Annotated in this window: 23 protein-coding genes; 20 read left to right on the forward strand and 3 right to left on the reverse strand. The window is 65.0% G+C overall.

Translation table 11 applies throughout. The features are described from left to right. On the forward strand, positions 1 to 996 hold the full coding sequence (locus tag AC1RPL_RS17365) for a contractile injection system protein, VgrG/Pvc8 family (protein ID WP_493071059.1): 996 nt from the start codon (positions 1 to 3) through the stop codon (positions 994 to 996). 26 nt (positions 997 to 1,022) lie between these two features. Here the strand turns inward: AC1RPL_RS17365 and AC1RPL_RS17370 are convergent, their stop codons facing one another. Both AC1RPL_RS17370 and AC1RPL_RS17375 read right to left on the reverse strand, forming a co-directional pair. Further along, positions 1,023 to 1,529, reverse strand: a complete 507-nt coding sequence (locus tag AC1RPL_RS17370) for a hypothetical protein (RefSeq protein WP_493071060.1) — start codon at positions 1,527 to 1,529, stop codon at positions 1,023 to 1,025. Positions 1,530 to 1,536: 7 nt separating this feature from the next. Then, the gene (locus AC1RPL_RS17375) at positions 1,537 to 2,196 is read right to left on the reverse strand and encodes an XRE family transcriptional regulator (protein WP_493071062.1); all 660 of its coding nucleotides are present in this window, start codon (positions 2,194 to 2,196) and stop codon (positions 1,537 to 1,539) included. An 83-nt stretch (positions 2,197 to 2,279) separates the two neighbouring features. Here AC1RPL_RS17375 and AC1RPL_RS17380 point away from each other — a divergent pair, with 83 nt between their 5' ends. The 15 genes from AC1RPL_RS17380 to AC1RPL_RS17450 all read left to right on the forward strand — a co-directional run bounded on the left by AC1RPL_RS17380 (position 2,280) and on the right by AC1RPL_RS17450 (position 13,256). Then, positions 2,280 to 2,609: a transcriptional regulator gene (locus AC1RPL_RS17380; protein WP_493071064.1), complete on the forward strand. Its 330-nt coding sequence runs from the start codon at positions 2,280 to 2,282 to the stop codon at positions 2,607 to 2,609. A gap of 91 nt (positions 2,610 to 2,700) precedes the next feature. Then, complete coding sequence (locus tag AC1RPL_RS17385) at positions 2,701 to 3,150, forward strand: hypothetical protein (RefSeq protein WP_493071065.1); 450 nt, start codon at positions 2,701 to 2,703, stop codon at positions 3,148 to 3,150. A gap of 35 nt (positions 3,151 to 3,185) precedes the next feature. Next, positions 3,186 to 3,527, forward strand: a complete 342-nt coding sequence (locus AC1RPL_RS17390; protein ID WP_493071067.1) for an ogr/Delta-like zinc finger family protein — start codon at positions 3,186 to 3,188, stop codon at positions 3,525 to 3,527. 83 nt (positions 3,528 to 3,610) lie between these two features. After that, positions 3,611 to 3,943 carry a hypothetical protein gene (locus AC1RPL_RS17395; RefSeq protein WP_493071069.1) on the forward strand — a complete coding sequence of 111 codons (333 nt, stop codon included), beginning with the start codon at positions 3,611 to 3,613 and terminating at the stop codon, positions 3,941 to 3,943. Between the two features lie 179 nt (positions 3,944 to 4,122). Then, positions 4,123 to 6,597, forward strand: coding sequence for a toprim domain-containing protein (locus AC1RPL_RS17400; protein WP_493071071.1), 2,475 nt, complete (start codon positions 4,123 to 4,125; stop codon positions 6,595 to 6,597). An 11-nt stretch (positions 6,598 to 6,608) separates the two neighbouring features. After that, positions 6,609 to 7,067 (forward strand): hypothetical protein, encoded by a 459-nt coding sequence (locus tag AC1RPL_RS17405; RefSeq protein WP_493071073.1) that lies wholly within the window; start codon positions 6,609 to 6,611, stop codon positions 7,065 to 7,067. Continuing rightward, positions 7,067 to 7,240: a hypothetical protein gene (locus AC1RPL_RS17410; RefSeq protein WP_493071074.1), complete on the forward strand. Its 174-nt coding sequence runs from the start codon at positions 7,067 to 7,069 to the stop codon at positions 7,238 to 7,240. The genes AC1RPL_RS17405 and AC1RPL_RS17410 overlap by 1 nt, the downstream gene beginning before the upstream one ends. Next, complete coding sequence (locus tag AC1RPL_RS17415) at positions 7,237 to 7,536, forward strand: hypothetical protein (protein WP_493071076.1); 300 nt, start codon at positions 7,237 to 7,239, stop codon at positions 7,534 to 7,536. The genes AC1RPL_RS17410 and AC1RPL_RS17415 overlap by 4 nt, the downstream gene beginning before the upstream one ends. Then, complete coding sequence (locus AC1RPL_RS17420; RefSeq protein WP_493071078.1) at positions 7,536 to 7,793, forward strand: hypothetical protein; 258 nt, start codon at positions 7,536 to 7,538, stop codon at positions 7,791 to 7,793. The genes AC1RPL_RS17415 and AC1RPL_RS17420 overlap by 1 nt, the downstream gene beginning before the upstream one ends. Beyond that, positions 7,793 to 8,146, forward strand: coding sequence for a hypothetical protein (locus tag AC1RPL_RS17425; RefSeq protein ID WP_493071080.1), 354 nt, complete (start codon positions 7,793 to 7,795; stop codon positions 8,144 to 8,146). The genes AC1RPL_RS17420 and AC1RPL_RS17425 overlap by 1 nt, the downstream gene beginning before the upstream one ends. Further along, positions 8,143 to 8,793 carry a DNA translocase FtsK gene (locus AC1RPL_RS17430; protein ID WP_493071081.1) on the forward strand — a complete coding sequence of 217 codons (651 nt, stop codon included), beginning with the start codon at positions 8,143 to 8,145 and terminating at the stop codon, positions 8,791 to 8,793. Before AC1RPL_RS17425 ends, AC1RPL_RS17430 begins: the two co-directional genes overlap by 4 nt. Next, on the forward strand, positions 8,793 to 10,502 hold the full coding sequence (locus AC1RPL_RS17435) for a DNA cytosine methyltransferase (protein WP_493071082.1): 1,710 nt from the start codon (positions 8,793 to 8,795) through the stop codon (positions 10,500 to 10,502). The genes AC1RPL_RS17430 and AC1RPL_RS17435 overlap by 1 nt, the downstream gene beginning before the upstream one ends. Continuing rightward, entirely contained in the window at positions 10,499 to 10,735 is a 237-nt protein-coding gene (locus AC1RPL_RS17440; protein ID WP_493071084.1) for a hypothetical protein, read from the forward strand. The genes AC1RPL_RS17435 and AC1RPL_RS17440 overlap by 4 nt, the downstream gene beginning before the upstream one ends. A 109-nt stretch (positions 10,736 to 10,844) precedes the next feature. Then, positions 10,845 to 11,537 (forward strand): DNA methyltransferase, encoded by a 693-nt coding sequence (locus AC1RPL_RS17445; protein WP_493071086.1) that lies wholly within the window; start codon positions 10,845 to 10,847, stop codon positions 11,535 to 11,537. A gap of 117 nt (positions 11,538 to 11,654) precedes the next feature. Further along, entirely contained in the window at positions 11,655 to 13,256 is a 1,602-nt protein-coding gene (locus tag AC1RPL_RS17450) for a recombinase family protein (protein ID WP_493071088.1), read from the forward strand. Positions 13,257 to 13,404: 148 nt separating this feature from the next. On the opposite strand, the gene AC1RPL_RS17455 is transcribed toward AC1RPL_RS17450, so the two are convergent. Next, positions 13,405 to 13,902, reverse strand: coding sequence for a hypothetical protein (locus tag AC1RPL_RS17455; protein ID WP_493071090.1), 498 nt, complete (start codon positions 13,900 to 13,902; stop codon positions 13,405 to 13,407). A gap of 292 nt (positions 13,903 to 14,194) precedes the next feature. Between AC1RPL_RS17455 and AC1RPL_RS17460 the strand changes: the two genes are divergently transcribed. The 4 genes from AC1RPL_RS17460 (at position 14,195) to hemW (ending at position 16,417) form a co-directional block, all read left to right on the forward strand. Beyond that, positions 14,195 to 14,479 (forward strand): hypothetical protein, encoded by a 285-nt coding sequence (locus AC1RPL_RS17460; protein ID WP_493071092.1) that lies wholly within the window; start codon positions 14,195 to 14,197, stop codon positions 14,477 to 14,479. Positions 14,480 to 14,494: 15 nt separating this feature from the next. Further along, positions 14,495 to 14,758, forward strand: a complete 264-nt coding sequence (locus tag AC1RPL_RS17465; RefSeq protein ID WP_493071094.1) for a ribbon-helix-helix domain-containing protein — start codon at positions 14,495 to 14,497, stop codon at positions 14,756 to 14,758. Between the two features lie 9 nt (positions 14,759 to 14,767). Then, complete coding sequence (locus tag AC1RPL_RS17470) at positions 14,768 to 15,151, forward strand: hypothetical protein (protein ID WP_493071096.1); 384 nt, start codon at positions 14,768 to 14,770, stop codon at positions 15,149 to 15,151. 135 nt (positions 15,152 to 15,286) lie between these two features. Next, positions 15,287 to 16,417, forward strand: a complete 1,131-nt coding sequence (hemW, locus tag AC1RPL_RS17475) for a radical SAM family heme chaperone HemW (RefSeq protein WP_493071098.1) — start codon at positions 15,287 to 15,289, stop codon at positions 16,415 to 16,417.

Below are 16,417 nucleotides of genomic sequence, written 5' to 3' on the forward strand. Positions count from 1 at the left end.
ATGGCCGCGAATGTCGCCGACGTGCGCCTGATGGTCGATGGCGGCGCGGATCTCACCGCCAAGGTGAACCCGCGCCTGCTAGAGCTGACGCTCACCGAGAAGCGCGGCGGCGAGGCTGACGAACTTTCGGTCACCCTGCAGAACCATGATGGGCTGCTCGCCGCACCGTCGAAGGGCAAATATCTGTCCCTGCAGCTGGGCTGGGCCTCGGGCGACGACGTGTCGGTCGGCCTGGTGGACAAGGGCCGGTTCAAGGTGGACGAGGTAAACGAGAGCGGCCCGCCGGATATCATCACGATCCGCGCCCGCTCGGCCGACCTGACCGGCGACTATCGCAAGCGCCGCACCCAGAGCTGGCGCGACAAGACGCTTGGCGAGATCCTGAACGCGATCGCCCGACGGAATGGCGCCGTCGCCCAGGTGCACCCCGATCTCGCCGGCAAGCAGATCGCCGTGGTCGAGCAGCACAACAAGAGCGACATGGCCTTCGTGAAGGATCTCGGCAGTCGATACGACGCGCTGGCGACGTGGAAGGACAAGAAGCTGCTGTTCATGCCCGTCGGCAGCGCCACCACCGCCGGCGGCAAGGCGATTCCGCAGATCACGATCGCGCGCACCGATGGCTGGACGTGGAGCTTCGGCGACGCCGATCGTGATCAGCATGATGGCGCCGAGGCGCAGTGGCACGACAAGGCCGCGGGCAAGCGGAAAACGGTGAAGCGCGGCGGTAACAACCGAAAGCGGCTCAAGCGCGTCTATGCCAGCCAGGCCGAGGCCGAACAAGCGGCCGACGCCGCGGCGTCGAAGGGCAAGCGCGGCGCGCGCAAGTTCGAATACGAGCTGGGCTATGCGCTCCCGGCCCTGCAGCCGAACGGGAAGGTCAAGCTCACTGGCTGGAATGCGCGCATAGCGGCGCTGACCTGGTTGGTGGAGAGCGTAGAGACCACCCTCTCCGACCGCGGGCTCGAGCAGCGTCTCAACCTCGAAAGCGCCTGAAGGGCGCGCTCGCTGTTCCGGTCTGGTTACTTCTCCAAGGCTCTCTTGCAGAACGCGCCGCTGGAGTGATCATCGCAATAGCTCCGGATCACGTCGTCATTCGCCGGCGTCCACCACCCCAAGTCGTCGGCGCTGGCGAGTAGCGTGTCGTCATCCCCGCCGAAATGGATCGTCTGGCGCAAGTCCTTCTCGCCGTAAGTCAGATGCATGATCTTGTTGCCGACGCTTCCGGAATTCTCCGCGGCAGGGCCGATGACAGTGAAGTTGATCGCCTTGAATTCGCCGGGGACGGGCGGCTTGCCGGCGATCAGGTCCGTGCCGATCTGGCGGACCGCTCGCCCCGCCAACACCACCAACTCCCCATTTCGCTGTGCCCGGTTGATCTTGATCGTCATGTTCACGACAGGATTGACCCCGGAGACGAACGGCTGATCCACCGAAACGGAGTATGGTGGGCCCTTCTGACCTGGCTCGCCACCGCAGCCGGAGAGACCGATCGCCAGTGCGATCCCGATAGTCGCTACGCGCACCATCGCCCCCTCACATCTTCCTCAGGTTGCCACACACGCGGCCGATGATGCGCAGTTCGTCCATCCCGAACACTTCGTCGCTGACCTGCTGGTTGTCCGACATGACCTTGATCTGCCCGTTGCCGATCGAGCGCAGGCGCTTGAGCCCGCCCAGGTCGCCATAGCCCACTGCCCAGATCTCGTCCTGACGCGTCATCCGGGTCTCGCCCATGTCGATCAGCACCAGGTCGCCGTCCAGGATCGTGGGGTACATCGAATCACCGCGGCCCCGCGCGAAGCGCAGCAGCGCCGGAGGCGAATTGGTGAAATGCGCGATCCAGTCGCGCGGCAGATAGCGCCGAATGGTCTCGTGTTCGTCGTGGAGGAAGGTCGAGCCCATGCCGAATTCGAGCGTGATCTCGTCTACCGGCACCAGGTCGAGCTGCTCGGCCATGACCTGCGGCGATGCCGGCGGCGTGGCGTCTGGCGCGGCGTCGTCGCTTTCGCCTTTCAGATAGGCGACGTTCGTCTGCAGCGACGTGGCGAGGTCATAGACCCGCGCGGTGTCGGTAGTGCCGCCCGTTACCAGCTTACTTACGGCCTGCGGGGTTACGCCGATCTGCTTCGCAAGCCATGCTTGCGGCTTCCCCAAGGCTTCCAGCCTTGCACGAATCCGGTCCCCCACGATCATGCGTCGGCTGTCTCAACTTTAGTTGCGATGTGACAGACAAATCTGGTTGACGACCGCAACTACGGTTGCTAGTCGCATCAACCATGGTTGATGACAGCACCAGATACGACGGACTGACCCCCTACGAGGCGCTAACCTCGGCGGTCGAAATCCTAGGCTCGCAAGCCGAACTCGCCCGCGTTTGCGGTGTGTCGGCGACTGCGGTGTGGAAGTGGGTCCAGTCGGGCAAGCGCGTCCCCGGCGAGTTCGTTCTCGCCGTCGAAGAAGCGACCGGCATCCCCTGCTACGTCCTGTGTCCCAGCACCTATCCCCCTGCTCGTTTCCGCCCCAATCAGCGCTTTCTGGGAGTAGATCGGCGGGCGCCGCGCGTCTCTTTCAATAGCGAAACGATTTTGAAGGGAGCGCAGGCATGAACCGCGCCCTTTCTCGCCCCGCGGGTCGCGCGGAGCCGGTTGCCCTGCGCGTTCTCCCTGCCTGGGGCAACCGCAAGGCGGAGGCGCTGGCATGACGAAGCGCCGCGAACCGCTGACCTATCAGCACACCCTCGAGAAGGTCGGCAGCGCGATCGGGTGGGAGCGTGCCGGCGCCATCTGCGGCGTGACGGCGCGCGCCGTGCGTAACTGGTCGGATCATGACTGCGAGACCGAGATCCGCATGATCGACGCCGAGCGGCTCGATGCGGCTTTCCTTGAGCAGGGTGGCGACCATGCCCCCTTTCACCGCCTGATGTCCCTGAGGCTCGACATCGCCGAGCGTCAGCCCGTCCGCGAGCAGCTGACCACCCATGCCGCCGAGGCCGCCGTCGAGGCCGGACAGGCGGTCGCGGCGGTCATCGCTGTCGCTGTCGACCCGCGGAACCCGGAGAAGCGCCGGAGCGCGCGGAAGGAAGTCGAAGAAGCCATCGCCGCGCTCACCGATTGCGCGGCCGATCTGCAGGAAGAAGGAGGTAGCTAGATATGGTCCCGGGGGGGAAACTTTCAGGTCAGCCGTTGATCGAAGCTCCTCTTGAGTTTCGCCTTCGGTCCGGCGGTGCGCCGGCGAAGGACGCGGCGTTCATCACCTGCCCGAAATGCGAGGCGCCCTGCTTTATCCGGCGGTCCGAACGGATCACCGAGCGGGTCAAGCACCTCCATGCCCACTGCACCAACACCGGGTGCGCCCACACTTTCCTGGCCGAGGTGAGCTTCGTGCACAGCTTCAGCCCGGGTCTGCTCGAACGGACGGATCTCGATCTGCCGGTCTGCCCCCGGGACAAGGTGCCGCACGTCCTGCCGCCGCGCGGCGGTGACGATCACCCCGACCAGCACAGCATGTTCGGCACCGGCACCTAGCCGGGCTCGAGTCCGCCCCTCCCCAACCTGACGCCACCTGCCCCTTCGGCGGGACCGGCACCCCCTTGCCCGGAGAAATCGACGTGAAAGATCGCACCCTGGTCTCGAACATGCGCTTCCAGCTGCACGATATGCGTGACGAGCTGACCGGCGTCCGGATGCGCGTCACGCACGCTGCCAGCACTGCGGCGATCGAGCGAGCCCGCCAGCATTTACAGGATGCCGCGGCCGCGCTTGAGGCGGTTTTAGGCGGGCCCCTTGAGGGCGACCGCGCCGGGGCCGCTGGCGCCTCCAATCCCGATCGTGAAAAGAACGTGGAGGCGTTCCTCGACTGGGCATTCAGCGCGCCGATTGTCATCGGCATCGACCTGGCCCGCCCCGACCCTGCCGACCTGACCGGAGACGCCTCCAAGTGAGCCTCTCCGACCAGATCATTGATGGACTGAAAGCAAAGTTCCGTTTTCGGAAGCCCGGCGGCGAATGGATGCAGGAGGGCCAGTGCCCGGAATGCAACCGCTGGGAGGCCTATTGCGCTGCCAACGAGCCCAAGGTGGTCCGTTGCGGCCGACAGGAGAATTGCGGGTGGGAGGAGAGCGTGCGCTCCCTCCTGCCCGATCTGTTCGAGGACTGGTCGAAGCGCTTCAAGGTCAGCGAGGAACGGCCCAACGCCGCCGCTGACGCATATCTGCAGTTCGAGCGCGGCTTTGATCTGAAGCTGCTCGCCGGCTCCTACACCCAGGAGCTGTATCGCGATCCCGACAGCAACGCGACCAGCGCCACCGTCCGCTTCACCGTTGGCGGCACAACCTGGGAACGGCTGATCGACCGTGCTGGTCGGTTCGAGAAGAAGGCGCATTTCCGCCGGGGCGGCGCCTGGAAGGGCCATGTCTGGATCCCGCCGCGGCTGACGATCGACGATCTCGCCCAGGCCGACGACATCCTGATCGCTGAAGGCATCTTCGACGCGCTCGCCCTGCACCACGTCGGCAAGCACGCCGTGTCAGCCATGTCGGTGAATGTCTGGCCGGAGATCTTCTTCGAAGAGCTGCGCGCCGCCCTGGTGCGCGCCAAGCGCGCCGATCGCCCCCGTATCGTCTTCGCCTTCGATGTCGGCCGCGCCGGCGTCGAGTGGACCCGCAAGTTCGTCGACAAGGCCGAGGAGCAGGGCTGGGACGCCACCGCCATGCAGGTCCGCCCCGATGGCGAGGGCACCAAGCTCGACTGGAATGACCTGTGGCTGAGCCACAAGAACTGGAAGGGCGACCCGGACAAGGCGCCGCTCTCCACCGCGATGTTCGAGGAATACCTCTGGAACGGCGCGGTCACCATCGCGAAGAAGCCACGCGACAAGGCGCGGCTGATCGCCGACCGCAAGGCGCTGGCATCCTTCGAATTTCGCCACGGCAACCGCCTGTGGTGGTGCAAGGTCCGCTACGACGAAGACCAGAACCGCACCCTCGATGTCGAGGAGATCGCGAACTGCGCCTTCCGCCTGCTCTACCGCGAGCGGGACGAGATCGCCGACCAGACCGACTATTTCCTGCAGGTCGATTTCCCATACGGCCAGCCTAGCGTGAAAGCCCGCTTCTCGGCCGCCGCCTGCGCGAACAGCGGCGAGTTCAAGAAGCGGATGATGGCCTTCGCCGGCATGTGGTCGGGCACCGGCGAGCAGCTCGACCGGCTGATGCGCAACCAGACGCGCCAGCTGAAGGTGGTCGAGCCGATCTATTTCACCGGTTACTCGCACCCCCACCGCGCGTGGATCCTCGGCGACATCGCCGTGCGCGAGGGCCGGCTCATCAACATTAACCGCGAAGCTTATTTCGATTTCGGCAAGGCGGCGGTGAAGCCGCGCAGCGCCGAGCGCCTCCTCGAGGTCGCTTACGACCAGGACAAACTGGATTTCGCATGGCTTCCGGACGTGTGGACGGCCTGGGGCCCCAAGGGCCTGGTCGCCACCGCCTTCTTCGTCATGTCGCTCTTCGCGGTTCAGATCCGGCTGCGCGAGAAGTCGGTCGGCTTCCTCGAAATCACCGGCGAGCCCGGCTCGGGCAAATCGACGATCGTCGAGTTCCTCTGGAAGACCTTCGGCCGCCACGGATACGAAGGCTTCGACCCGAACAAGGCGACGCCGGCGTTCATCGCCCGCAGCCTGATCAAGGTGTCGAACCTCCCGGTCGGCCTGGTCGAGGGCAAGCGCGACGACAAGGGCGGCGGCTATCGCCAGTTCGACTACAACGATCTGCTCGTGCTGTTCAACGGCCGCTCGCCCCGCGGCACCGGCCAGAAGTCCAACGGCTACGAGACCAGCGAGCCGCCTTTCCTCGGAACGATCTATCTCGTCCAGAACGACCGGATCGACGCGATCCCGGCGGTGCTCGAACGCCTCATGTCGATGTCGATCGACAAGGACGGGCGCACCGATGCGACCCGCGAGGCCGCGATCCGACTCGAGCAGTGGCCGATGGAGGAAGCCTCCGGGACGATCATCCATATCGCCCGGCACGAAGAGCAGTGGCTCAATTTCTATTTTGAGCGCTCAGCATTCCATGATCGCGATCTGCGGCGCCGGTGCGAGGGCCTGCACAACGACCGTATTGTCAAGAACCACCGCCAGCTCTGCGCCGCGGTGGAGACCCTGCCCAAGCTCTTCCCGAATTGCCGCCCGGAATGGGTGCAGGAGACGATCCGCTTTATCGACGCGATGGCGCTCGATCGCCAGCTCAGCACCGGCGGCGACCATCCGAAGGTGGCCAGCTTCTGGGAGCGAGTGGACTGGCTGCTGAAGCGCGAGACGCTCGACGCGCACCTCGACGGCAAGTCGATCAACCAGCACCGCAACCGCGACAATCTGATCGCGATCAACCTCATTGAGTTCGAGGCGCGGTGCCGCGCCGCCGGGCTCGCCACGCCCGACATGGACGAGCTGAAGAAGCTCCTCCGGGGCAGCAAGAGCCGGAAGTGGATGGCGACCAAGAAGGTCAACAACCCCGCCGGCTCGATCGTCTCCTGCTGGGTCTTCCAGCAGCCCGCGGCCTCGAAGGCCGATCCCTCCCCGCAAGACGACTGAAAGGACGCATGATGTTGCACGTCCCCCAATTCCTCGCGACCTGCACGCCGCCGCCCGTCGCCGGCGCCAAGCTGCCGCCCCTCGCGCCGGCGGAATATCTGGCGCTTCGCCGCGCGGCTTCGGGTCAGTCCCTCGACCAGGTCGCCGCGCGGATCCTCGCCAGCTTCCAGTTCGGAAAGAAGATGGGCAAGTCGGCCGCCCGCGCCGAGATCCTCGCTTTGCTGCGCCTCGCCGAGCGCCGCGGCGTCGTCGTGCGGGACAAGGCAACGCTCGACCGGATTCGGCGCGGATACGAATTCGATCCGCACGTCTACCGCCAGCTCGCTACCGCGCCGGCCAAGCGTCACCCCAAGATCTGCCGCGGCTGCGGCTGCAGCGATCACGATCCTTGCCACTCGGCCGACATGAACCCCTGCCGCTGGACGGGGCCGGCAACCTGCTCGCGCTGCACCTACGGGGATGATGAGTGATGGAGCGCCCGGTCTGGCGCGAGCATCGCGCTTCCCTCCCCCTGCAGCCCTTGGAGCCCGCCGCGCCGCCGGCGTCCATCTGGGACCGCGTCTGCTATTCGATCGCCGCGCTCGGCCTGCTGATGCTGGTCGGCCGCGCGCTAGTCGCCCTCTTCTTCGGGGCCGGCCAGTGAACGCGCCCGTCGCCCGGATCTGCGACCTGGGCGCCTTCGGATGCGGCAACGCCACGCGAGGCCGCGCACGGCTCTGCACCGATTGCTTCGTCAAGCTGCCCGGCTTCATCCGGCTCGGCATCAGCGAGGCGCACTACGAGCGCCGCTGGAACGACTGGCACGAGCTGAAGGCCGAGGCAGCCGCCTTCCTCAATCTGAAACCCGCACCGCGCGCCATCGCGCCGGTCGCGCCCTCGATCACCCCGCAACAGGCCTTCGTGATGACGGCCCGCATCCTTGGAGAAAGGGAAGACTGATGACCATCACCGTGATTTATGGCCCGCCGGCGAGCGGGAAGACGGTCAATGCCGACCGCCTGCAGCAGCACTACGGGTGCCAGCGCGTCGTTGACGATTGGTGGGTTCACCGCGGCAAAGCCGTCACGAAGGTCGAGCCCCGCGATGGCGATCTCGTCCTCACCAACGTCGACGTCCCCGAGATCCTGAAGCACTTCCCGCGGGCAAACATCATCTCGATCGCGTCCGCGCTCGCCTCGATTGGGGGTGCTGCATAATGGGCGCGCTCCTCACTCCCGAACAGCTCGAGCTGGCGCACACGCACCTGGTGCCCTGGCTCGGCTCCCGCAGCCGCGTCACCGTGGTCGAGGCCGCCCAGGCGACGCTGGCGAGCATGAAGGCCGCCTTGGTGCCGGCGGCCGATCGCGGCGCGGCCGAGCCCCGCTCGATCGCCACGCTGCTGCGGCTGAAGGGCTTCTACGAAGGCCCGACCGCCAACGGCGACACCGTCTTCCTTCGTCGCGGCACCCAGTCGGCCGAGCGTCAGCGCGGCCTGTCCTATGCCCGCGATTGGCGGGAGCGGACCCGGCCCGAATTCGACGCCCTCTTCGGCGCGGGAGGTCAGGCATGATCGGGACCGATCAAGATCGCTACGCGGAGGCGTTGGCCGTCGTTCGCGACGCAGAGAAGCCGTCGTGCAGTTTCGTTCAGCGCAAGCTCCAAATTCGCTATGCCGAGGCTGCTGGATACATCGAGCGCATGCAGGAAGCCGGATTGGTGTCGCCGCCGAACAACTACGGCGCTCGCACGTGGCTCGGTGACAGCTCGGCATCCGCCGCGCCCGTTCAGATGCCCAGCGCGCCGCCGAGGGCATGCGATTGCATCAAGACCTTCAACGCCCGGCTCGCCGAGCATAACACTCGCATCGCCACCGGTCTGATGCGCATCAATGGCGACTGGGTCGAACGCCCCACGATCGCCAGCGAGCAGATCGAGACGGGCCGCGGCAAGAAAAAGGCGGTGTCGGTTGTGCCGACCTTCTGCCCGTTCTGCGGTGAGCGTTACAACCCCGAGCCCCTTCCGGAATGGAAGCCGATCGACGAAGCGCCGCGCAACGGCCAGCTCCTGCGCTTGGCCGACGGAGCGGGCAACCGCGCGGTCGCGATGTGGGCGGGCGAGCTGGGCTGGGCATGGAGCTTCGGCGAGGGCGAGCAGCCCCGGCCCATCGACTTCACACCGACTCGATTCAGCGCCCTTCCGGCAGAGGAGGCGCGCTGATGTTCCTCGAGGGTCTTTTTATCGACGGCTTCGCCGGCGGTGGCGGTGCCAGCACCGGCATCGCCCAGGCTATCGGCCGCGAGGTCGATATCGCCGTCAATCACAGCGAAACGGCCATCGCCATCCACAAGGCGAACCACCCCGGCACCGAGCATTTCTGCCAGGACATCCGCGCCGTCTGGCCGCGCGCGGCGACCAGGTTGCGTCCGGTCGCCGGCGCGTGGTTCTCCCCCGACTGCAAGGAATACAGCAAGGCGAAGGGCGGTCCCGTAAAGGACCGCCACATTCGCGCGCTGTCGGACGAGGTCGAGGTCTGGCTGAAGGAAGTCGAGCCCCGCGTCGCCTATCTCGAAAACGTCGAGGAATATCAGACCGCCGGCCCGCTCGACGAAGAGGGCCGCGAGATCAAGGAAATGCGCGGCAAGCCCTTCAAGCGGCGCGTCGCACGCTGGCGCCGCCTGGGCTACACCGTCCGATGGTGGAAGCTGCGCGCCTGTGACTATGGCGCGCCGACGATCCGCCGGCGCCTCTACATCGTCATGCGCCGAGACGGTCTGCCAATCGTCAAGCCGAAGGCCACCCATGGCCCCGCCGACCATCCCAAGGTCAAAGCCGGCAAGCTTCTGCCCTACCGTACTGCGGCGGAATGCATCGATTGGTCGATCCGATGCCCCTCGATCTTCGACCGCAAGCGTCCCTTGGCCGAGGCCACAATGCGCCGGATCGCCGCCGGCGTGATGCGCTATGTGGTGAACGCAGAGCATCCCTACATCGTCGGCGATCGCGCCAGCCACATCACCAAGTTCCACGCCACGAACGTCGGTTCCCCGATGTCCGCGTCGATGCCGACCGTGACGGCGAATGGTGCTGCAGCTCGCCAAGCCGGAGCGGTTCCGCTGGGCCTGGTCGACGCCGAAATCGCGCCGTTCATCAGCTATGGGCAGCAGGGCGGGTTAAACCGGCCGGTTGACGCCCCTCACCACGTCGTCGCCGCATCGCCAAAGGACACGAACGGCCTAGCCGCCGCTCTCCTGCACAAGATGGCGCAGAACGGCGTGGGCAAGGATCCGCGCGTGCCGCTCGACACTGCCATGGCGGGCGCCGCGAAACACGGCGTCATCACCGCTCATATCGAGCAGGCCAATACCGGAATGGTCGGCCACACCCCGCGCAAGCCGTTCAGCACCATCGTGGGCAAGGGCTGCACCCAGCGGATTGTGGAAACGATGCTGGTCGAAGAAGGCGCCCTGCCCCCGGCGATGCTGTCTCGCGCAACCGCCGTCGCCGCATTCCTGGTCAAATACTACGGCACCGATGGCGAGAGCGAGGCCGCCCAGATCCAGCCTGTCGATCGCTCCCTTGACACGGTTACCACCAAGGCGCGCTTCGCCGTCGTGACGGTGACGATCGACGCCACCACCTATGTGATCGTCGACATCGGCCTGCGGATGCTCACGCCCCGCGAGCTGGCACGGGCGCAGGGCTTTCCCGACAGCTACGTGCTTGATCCCGAGTGCTGGTACACGACCGACCCGTCGAAGAAATTCCCGAAAGGGCAGCGGAAATTCGGGCGCCTGCCCGTCAGCTACCAGATCAGCGCCATTGGCAACAGCGTCTGCCCGCCGGTCGCGCGCGCGCTGGTCGCCGCCAACCAGCCCGGGATCAATGACAACGAGGCGCCGGGGGACGGCCAGAGGTGGGCGGCATGACCGGCGTGCTTCAGCTCGAGGAGCCGCCCAAGCTCCTCCGCCAGCACCCGGGCGTCCGCACCCTTCCGGCGCTTCGCATGGCGATCGACGATCTCCTCCGCGAGGCCGATGACCTTGGACACAAGGGCCCAATCAACCTCGCAGATTTCGACCCCAAGACCGGCGTCGATGTCTCGCTCAATCGCGACCATCGCGGCCTGCTCTTCATCGCTTTCCGAAAGCCCAAGGCATGAAAATCCTTCGACGCGCCCTCGCCGTCGCGCTGTTCCTCGCCGTCTGGTCGGCCTTCTGGATCGCGACAGGCTTGCTCACCGGCTTCGGCTATCAGCTTGGATTCGGCCGATGACAGTCGTCACCATCGGCACGGCGACGCTCCACCTGGGCAACGCCTACGAGCTGCGCCCGCTGCTTGGCTATCACGACGCCGATTGCATGGACCCGCCCTATCGGTTCCGGGCAAGCGGCGGCGGGCACTATCGCAAGGCGCGCGGCCAGATGCAGCGCATCGAGCGGGAAGGCCTCCACCGCGGCTTCGACGCCTCGATCATCAACCCGCTGCTCTGCGGAGCGGCCGTTGTGTTCGCGCACAACGACCAGCTCGCCGAGCTGCTCGCCTATGCGAAGGGGAATTTCCACCGGCACGCTCTTTGCGTCTGGCAGAAGACGAACCCGCAGCCGATCGCAAACAAGCACTATCGCGCCGACTGCGAATTCTACCTGCACGCATGGCATCGCGGCTTCCATCCCGAAGGCGACCTGGTCGAGAAGCACCGTGTCCGCCGGATCTCGACCCCTCGAGGCGCCGCGCGGTTCGATCATCCGACGACAAAGCCGGACGCGCTGATGTCGAGCATCATGGCGAACCTCGCCGGCGATTCGGTGTGCGATCCTTTCATGGGCACCGGCTCGACCGGCGTCGCGGCGGTCCGCGCCGGCAAGCGCTTCACCGGGATCGAGCTAGACCCGCGGTACTTCGAAACCGCCGTCGCTCGCATTCGCGCCGCAGTGGCGGAAACAGACAGGGAGGCCGCATGAAGGACCGGCCACACCCTCCCGATCTGATCGCTTTTGTCGAGGCACTTGCACGCGCCGCGGCGAATCGAGACTATGACGCCCAGCTCGGCCGCCAAGCCGCGGCCAATGACGGTCCCCATGAAGACGGTAATTTACGCTCGCTACAGCTCGGACAGGCAGAATGCGCGGTCGATCGACGCGCAGATCGCCGACTGCCGCGCGCGCGCCGAGCGTGAAGGCTGGCCGATCGTCGAAGTCTTCACCGACTACGAGACCAGCGGCGCCGCCGGCATCAGCGAAGAGCAGCGCCCCGGCATGGCGGCGCTGCTCTCTCGCGTTTCCGCCGGAGGCATCGACCAGGTGCTTTCCGATTCCACGAGCCGCATTGCACGCGACGAAGTGGACGGGCTCAATATTCGGCGCCTGCTCAACCATCACGGCGCCCGACTATTCACTCTGTCGATCGGCGAGATCGACGATATCCGCGGGCTGATCACCAGCTTCGTCGACCAGCAGCAGCGCAAGGATCTCGCGCACAATGTCCGCCGAGGGCAGCGCGAGATCGTTCGCGAACAGCGCGCGCCGGCGGGCATCGCCTACGGCTATCGACAGGACAATCGGCTCGACGAGCGCGGGCAGGCGGTGCGTGGCCTGCGCAGGATCGATGACGATCAGGCCGCCATCGTCCGCCGCATTTTCGAGGAAAGCGCAGCCGGCAAGAGCGCCCTCGCTATCGCCAGCGCCCTGAATGCTGAGAAGATTCCCGGGCCTCGAGGCGGCACTTGGCGCGCCGGCGTGATCCACGGCGACCCCAAGCGTCATAACGGTGTCCTCCGCAATCGCCTCTACAACGGCGAGCTGGTGGTCGGCCGCACCACGAAGATCGTCCATCCGACGACGCGAAAGCACATCATCCGACCGAACGCTCCCGACACATGGACGGTTGAGCCGGTCGAGCATCTGCGCATTGTCGATGCCGAACTATTCGCCAGCGTCCAGGCAATGCTTTCGACCAAGGCCGAAGAGACGGCACGCACCCGGCCCGAAACCTATCGCCGGTCGAAATACCTTCTTTCCGGCCTAGGCGTCTGCTCGGTCTGCGGCGGTGGCTGGGTGAAGTCGCGGCCGAACGCATGGGGCTGCGGGCAGGAGCGTCAAGGCGTCTGCAGCAACGGCGCCACGATCTCGCATCGTCAGTACGAGAAGCGGGTGCTGGCACAGCTCAAGCACAAGCTCCTCAATCCGGACCTGATCGCGGCCTATCTGCGCGCCTATCAGGAGGAGCGCGCGCGCCGCGTGGCCAATGCCGGTCGCGATCGCGCCGAACTCGAACGGAAGCTCGCCCAGCTGAACCGCAAGATCGACCGCTTCGTCGAGGCTATAGCCGAGGAGGGTTCCTTCCCCGAGATCCGCACCGCGTTGTCGGCCGCGCGCGCCGATCGCGACGATGCGCAGCGGCGATTGAGCGAGATAGAGGGACCGCCCGTCGTGGCGCTCTTGCCGAACCTGGCCGAGCAATATCGCGCCGAGATCGAAGGACTCGAGCAGCTGCTCGCGGATCCGCACGCCCAGGCCGACGCCGTGCCCCGGTTCCGCAGTTTGATCGGCAAGATTATCGTTTCGCCTGCGCGCCGCGGCGTGACCATCACCGTCGAGGGACGTATCGACCAGCTGCTTGGGCTGGCCTCTCCCGTTGCCGCGCCAACTGGCGCCCGCCCGAGTCGAAAAAAGGCGGGCTAACCCCCCACACCTCTGCTACGGGCACCGCCGCGAATACATGTGATAACGCCTGATTCGTGTTACCCGCTCCACCTTTCAAATGAATCGGGGGAAGCCCATCGGCCGGCGTAGGCAAGTCGGCGCCCGCAGCTCGAGCTGGCCATTTGAGTTAGTCGTCGATCCCGAACATCGACAGGCAATCCTCGAACATCGGCATCTCCAGCCGGCTCGAGCCAATATATCTGAAAGAAAAGTCGATCACGAACGGGATACCAAAGCCTTCGGATACGAGCGCCATTCGCGCATCACCAAAATACTTAAGTCGCACGACCTCGAAGCGCTTTGCGCCACATTCAGCGACATACCGCTGCACCAAATTGGTGCGCGGATCATCAATTCCATAGGCGATATGGAACAGGGACCAGGCGAACTCTCGCTCCAAGCCATCCAGGCGTCCAAAATCATCGTAAACGGGCACAAATTGAAACTGCCCGCCGATGATCGCATCGGCGTCCTTCTGTTGCAAAGCTCCCCGCTCCCCTTTGTCGAGGGTACAGTGCGTAACACTTCGGGCTTCGTCTCGATAAGCTTCGATTGCACCATTTCGAGGCATTAGCACAACGGGTGAATTCCTGGGCACCGGGCGGTCCGACAGCGGTGTCTTCACGGCGCCTGACAAGAGGCTCGCCTCGGCGACATCCTGAGAGCCTGTGACCCAATCGCACAGAAACCCGCCAATATCGGCGCCCCCGTGCATCTCACACCGATCACACATACAGCGCCCTCTCTTCGAAGCCGAACTGACAGACAGTGAATCTCGTACCAACCCTAGCTGTTAACGGTACATACACCAGCGATAGCGCATAGGCAACACCAGATTGGTGTATTTGATGTTGCACTCTGGTGTATTAATGATATGTTAACCGTCGAACGCTCGCACCCTAAGAGGGAGATTACCGATGTTTGAAAAAGCTGGTGTGTACCGGAGATTTAAAATCTCGCTGATCGGGCCTCGCTGTGAAATCTCGCGCGCCTCGCTCTCCAATCCCGCACTCGATGCGGCTGCGACGAAATCTGGACAGTGCCATCGCGAGCTTATCGCCCACGCGGCAACAATAAAGGAAATGGCGGTGATGTCGAAGGACGCATCAGTCATCAAGATCCTACCTCTCATGGGCTCCGGGCCGGCAAGTGGTGGTGTCGGGATACCGGGACCGGACATGACGACGCACATCGCCAACTAGACGGGAAAATCCATCATGTCGGATATTGCGGATCCCGTAGAGGCCAAGCCCGAGGCCGCCGAAGCGAGTACGCTTCAGCGCTTTTCTCTAACGCTGCCGCCAATGCAGAATGACGCACTGAATGCGATGTCAAAGACAACGGGTCTTTCGAAGACCGAACTCATTCGACACGCCGTCGCTCTGCTCAACGTGGCCATCAGTGCCAGGAAAAAGGGGCTAAGCTTAGCCCTGACCAACGAAGATGAAGAAGTGGTTGGACACATCGTTTCTACTATTTGAGGAAAAGCCATGGACGACGACGCTAGCGAAGATCGGATTGCCCGTTCCGAACCTGCCGTCGTCGTCTCAAGGTGGCGAAAGGGCAAGCGCTCGCCTGGCATCGAAGAGATTAATTACTTGGATCAGAACTTCGAGGTTAAGCTGGAGCGCGCTCGCAGAGCTCGCAATGTAAACCGCAATGAGCGCTGGGAAGACGTACGTCAGACCTTGACCATCCTCATGTTTGCCGTGGGATTTCTGCTTATACTTTTCGCGCTGGGAATGAGCATATTCATCCTCTTCACGCGATCGACAGAGCCTGTTGAGCTAGCAAGATGGACTCTTGAAACGTTACTCGGCGCCTTCATCGCGGGCCTAATCGGCTTCTTTGCGGTGAAGTCCTTCGAAAAATAGTGCCTGCCTAGAATAATCGGCTTTGATCATCGTCCATAGCCGCGCAATTACCAGCCGGGCTATTCTGCTTGCGCGCAGCCATGACCATATGTGTTGCAGATGATCCGTGTTACCCGCTCCACCTGCACCAGGCATATGACAACCGACACCGCCCCCTTGGCACTCTATGTGCACTGGCCGTTCTGCGTGTCGAAATGCCCCTATTGCGACTTCAACAGCCATGTCCGCGAGAGCGTGGACCAGGTCGCATGGCGCACCGCGATGCTTGCCGATCTGGCACATGAGGCCGAGGCGCTGCCCGGGCGCCGGCTCGGCTCGATCTTCTTCGGCGGCGGCACGCCTTCGCTGATGCCGCCCGAGACGGTCGCCGCGGTGATCGAGGCGGCGGAACGGCATTGGGGCTTCGAGCCCGGCATCGAGATCACGCTGGAGGCCAATCCTTCCTCGGTCGAGGCCGCGCGCTTCGCCGATATCGCCGCGGCGGGCGTCAACCGGGTGTCGCTGGGCCTGCAGGCACTCGACGACGACGCGCTGCGCTTCCTGGGCCGGGCGCACGGCGTGGACGAGGGGCTGGCGGCGCTCGACACTGCCCAGCGGGCATTCCAGCGCGTCAGCTTCGACCTGATCTATGCCCGGCCGGAGCAGAGCCTGGCCGATTGGGAAGCCGAGCTGCGCCGCGCGCTCTCCTTCGGCACCGAGCACCTCTCGCTCTACCAGCTCACCATCGAGCCCGGCACGCGCTTCGCCACCTTGTTCGAGAAGGGTGAACTCGCCGCCTTCGATCCCGACGCGGCGGCCGACCTGTTCGAGGCGACCCGCGCGATCACCGCCGCAGCCGGGCTGCCGGCCTATGAGATATCCAACCATGCCCGCCCCGGCGCCGAGAGCCGGCACAACCTGACCTATTGGCGCTATGGCGACTATGCCGGCGTCGGGCCCGGTGCGCATGGGCGGCGGGGTGGCGTGGCCACCCTGCGTCGCAAAAAGCCCGAGAACTGGCTCACGGCGATCGAGCGCAACGGGCACGGCATCGAGCGCGAGGACCCGCTCCTGGCCCATGACCGCGGCGTCGAGGCGCTGCTGATGGGCCTGCGCCTGGCCGAGGGCGTCGACCTGGCGCGCATCCCCGACGCTCCCCTCAACGCCCAGACGCTGGCGGTGATGGAGGCCCAGGGACTGGTGAAGCGGGAGGGAACCCGCCTCACCGTCACCGATGTCGGCATGCCCGTGCTGGAGGCGATCCTGCGCGAGCTGGTGATCGCCTAA

It is taken from the genome of Sphingomonas sp. GW821-FHT12D09 (genome assembly GCF_058807215.1).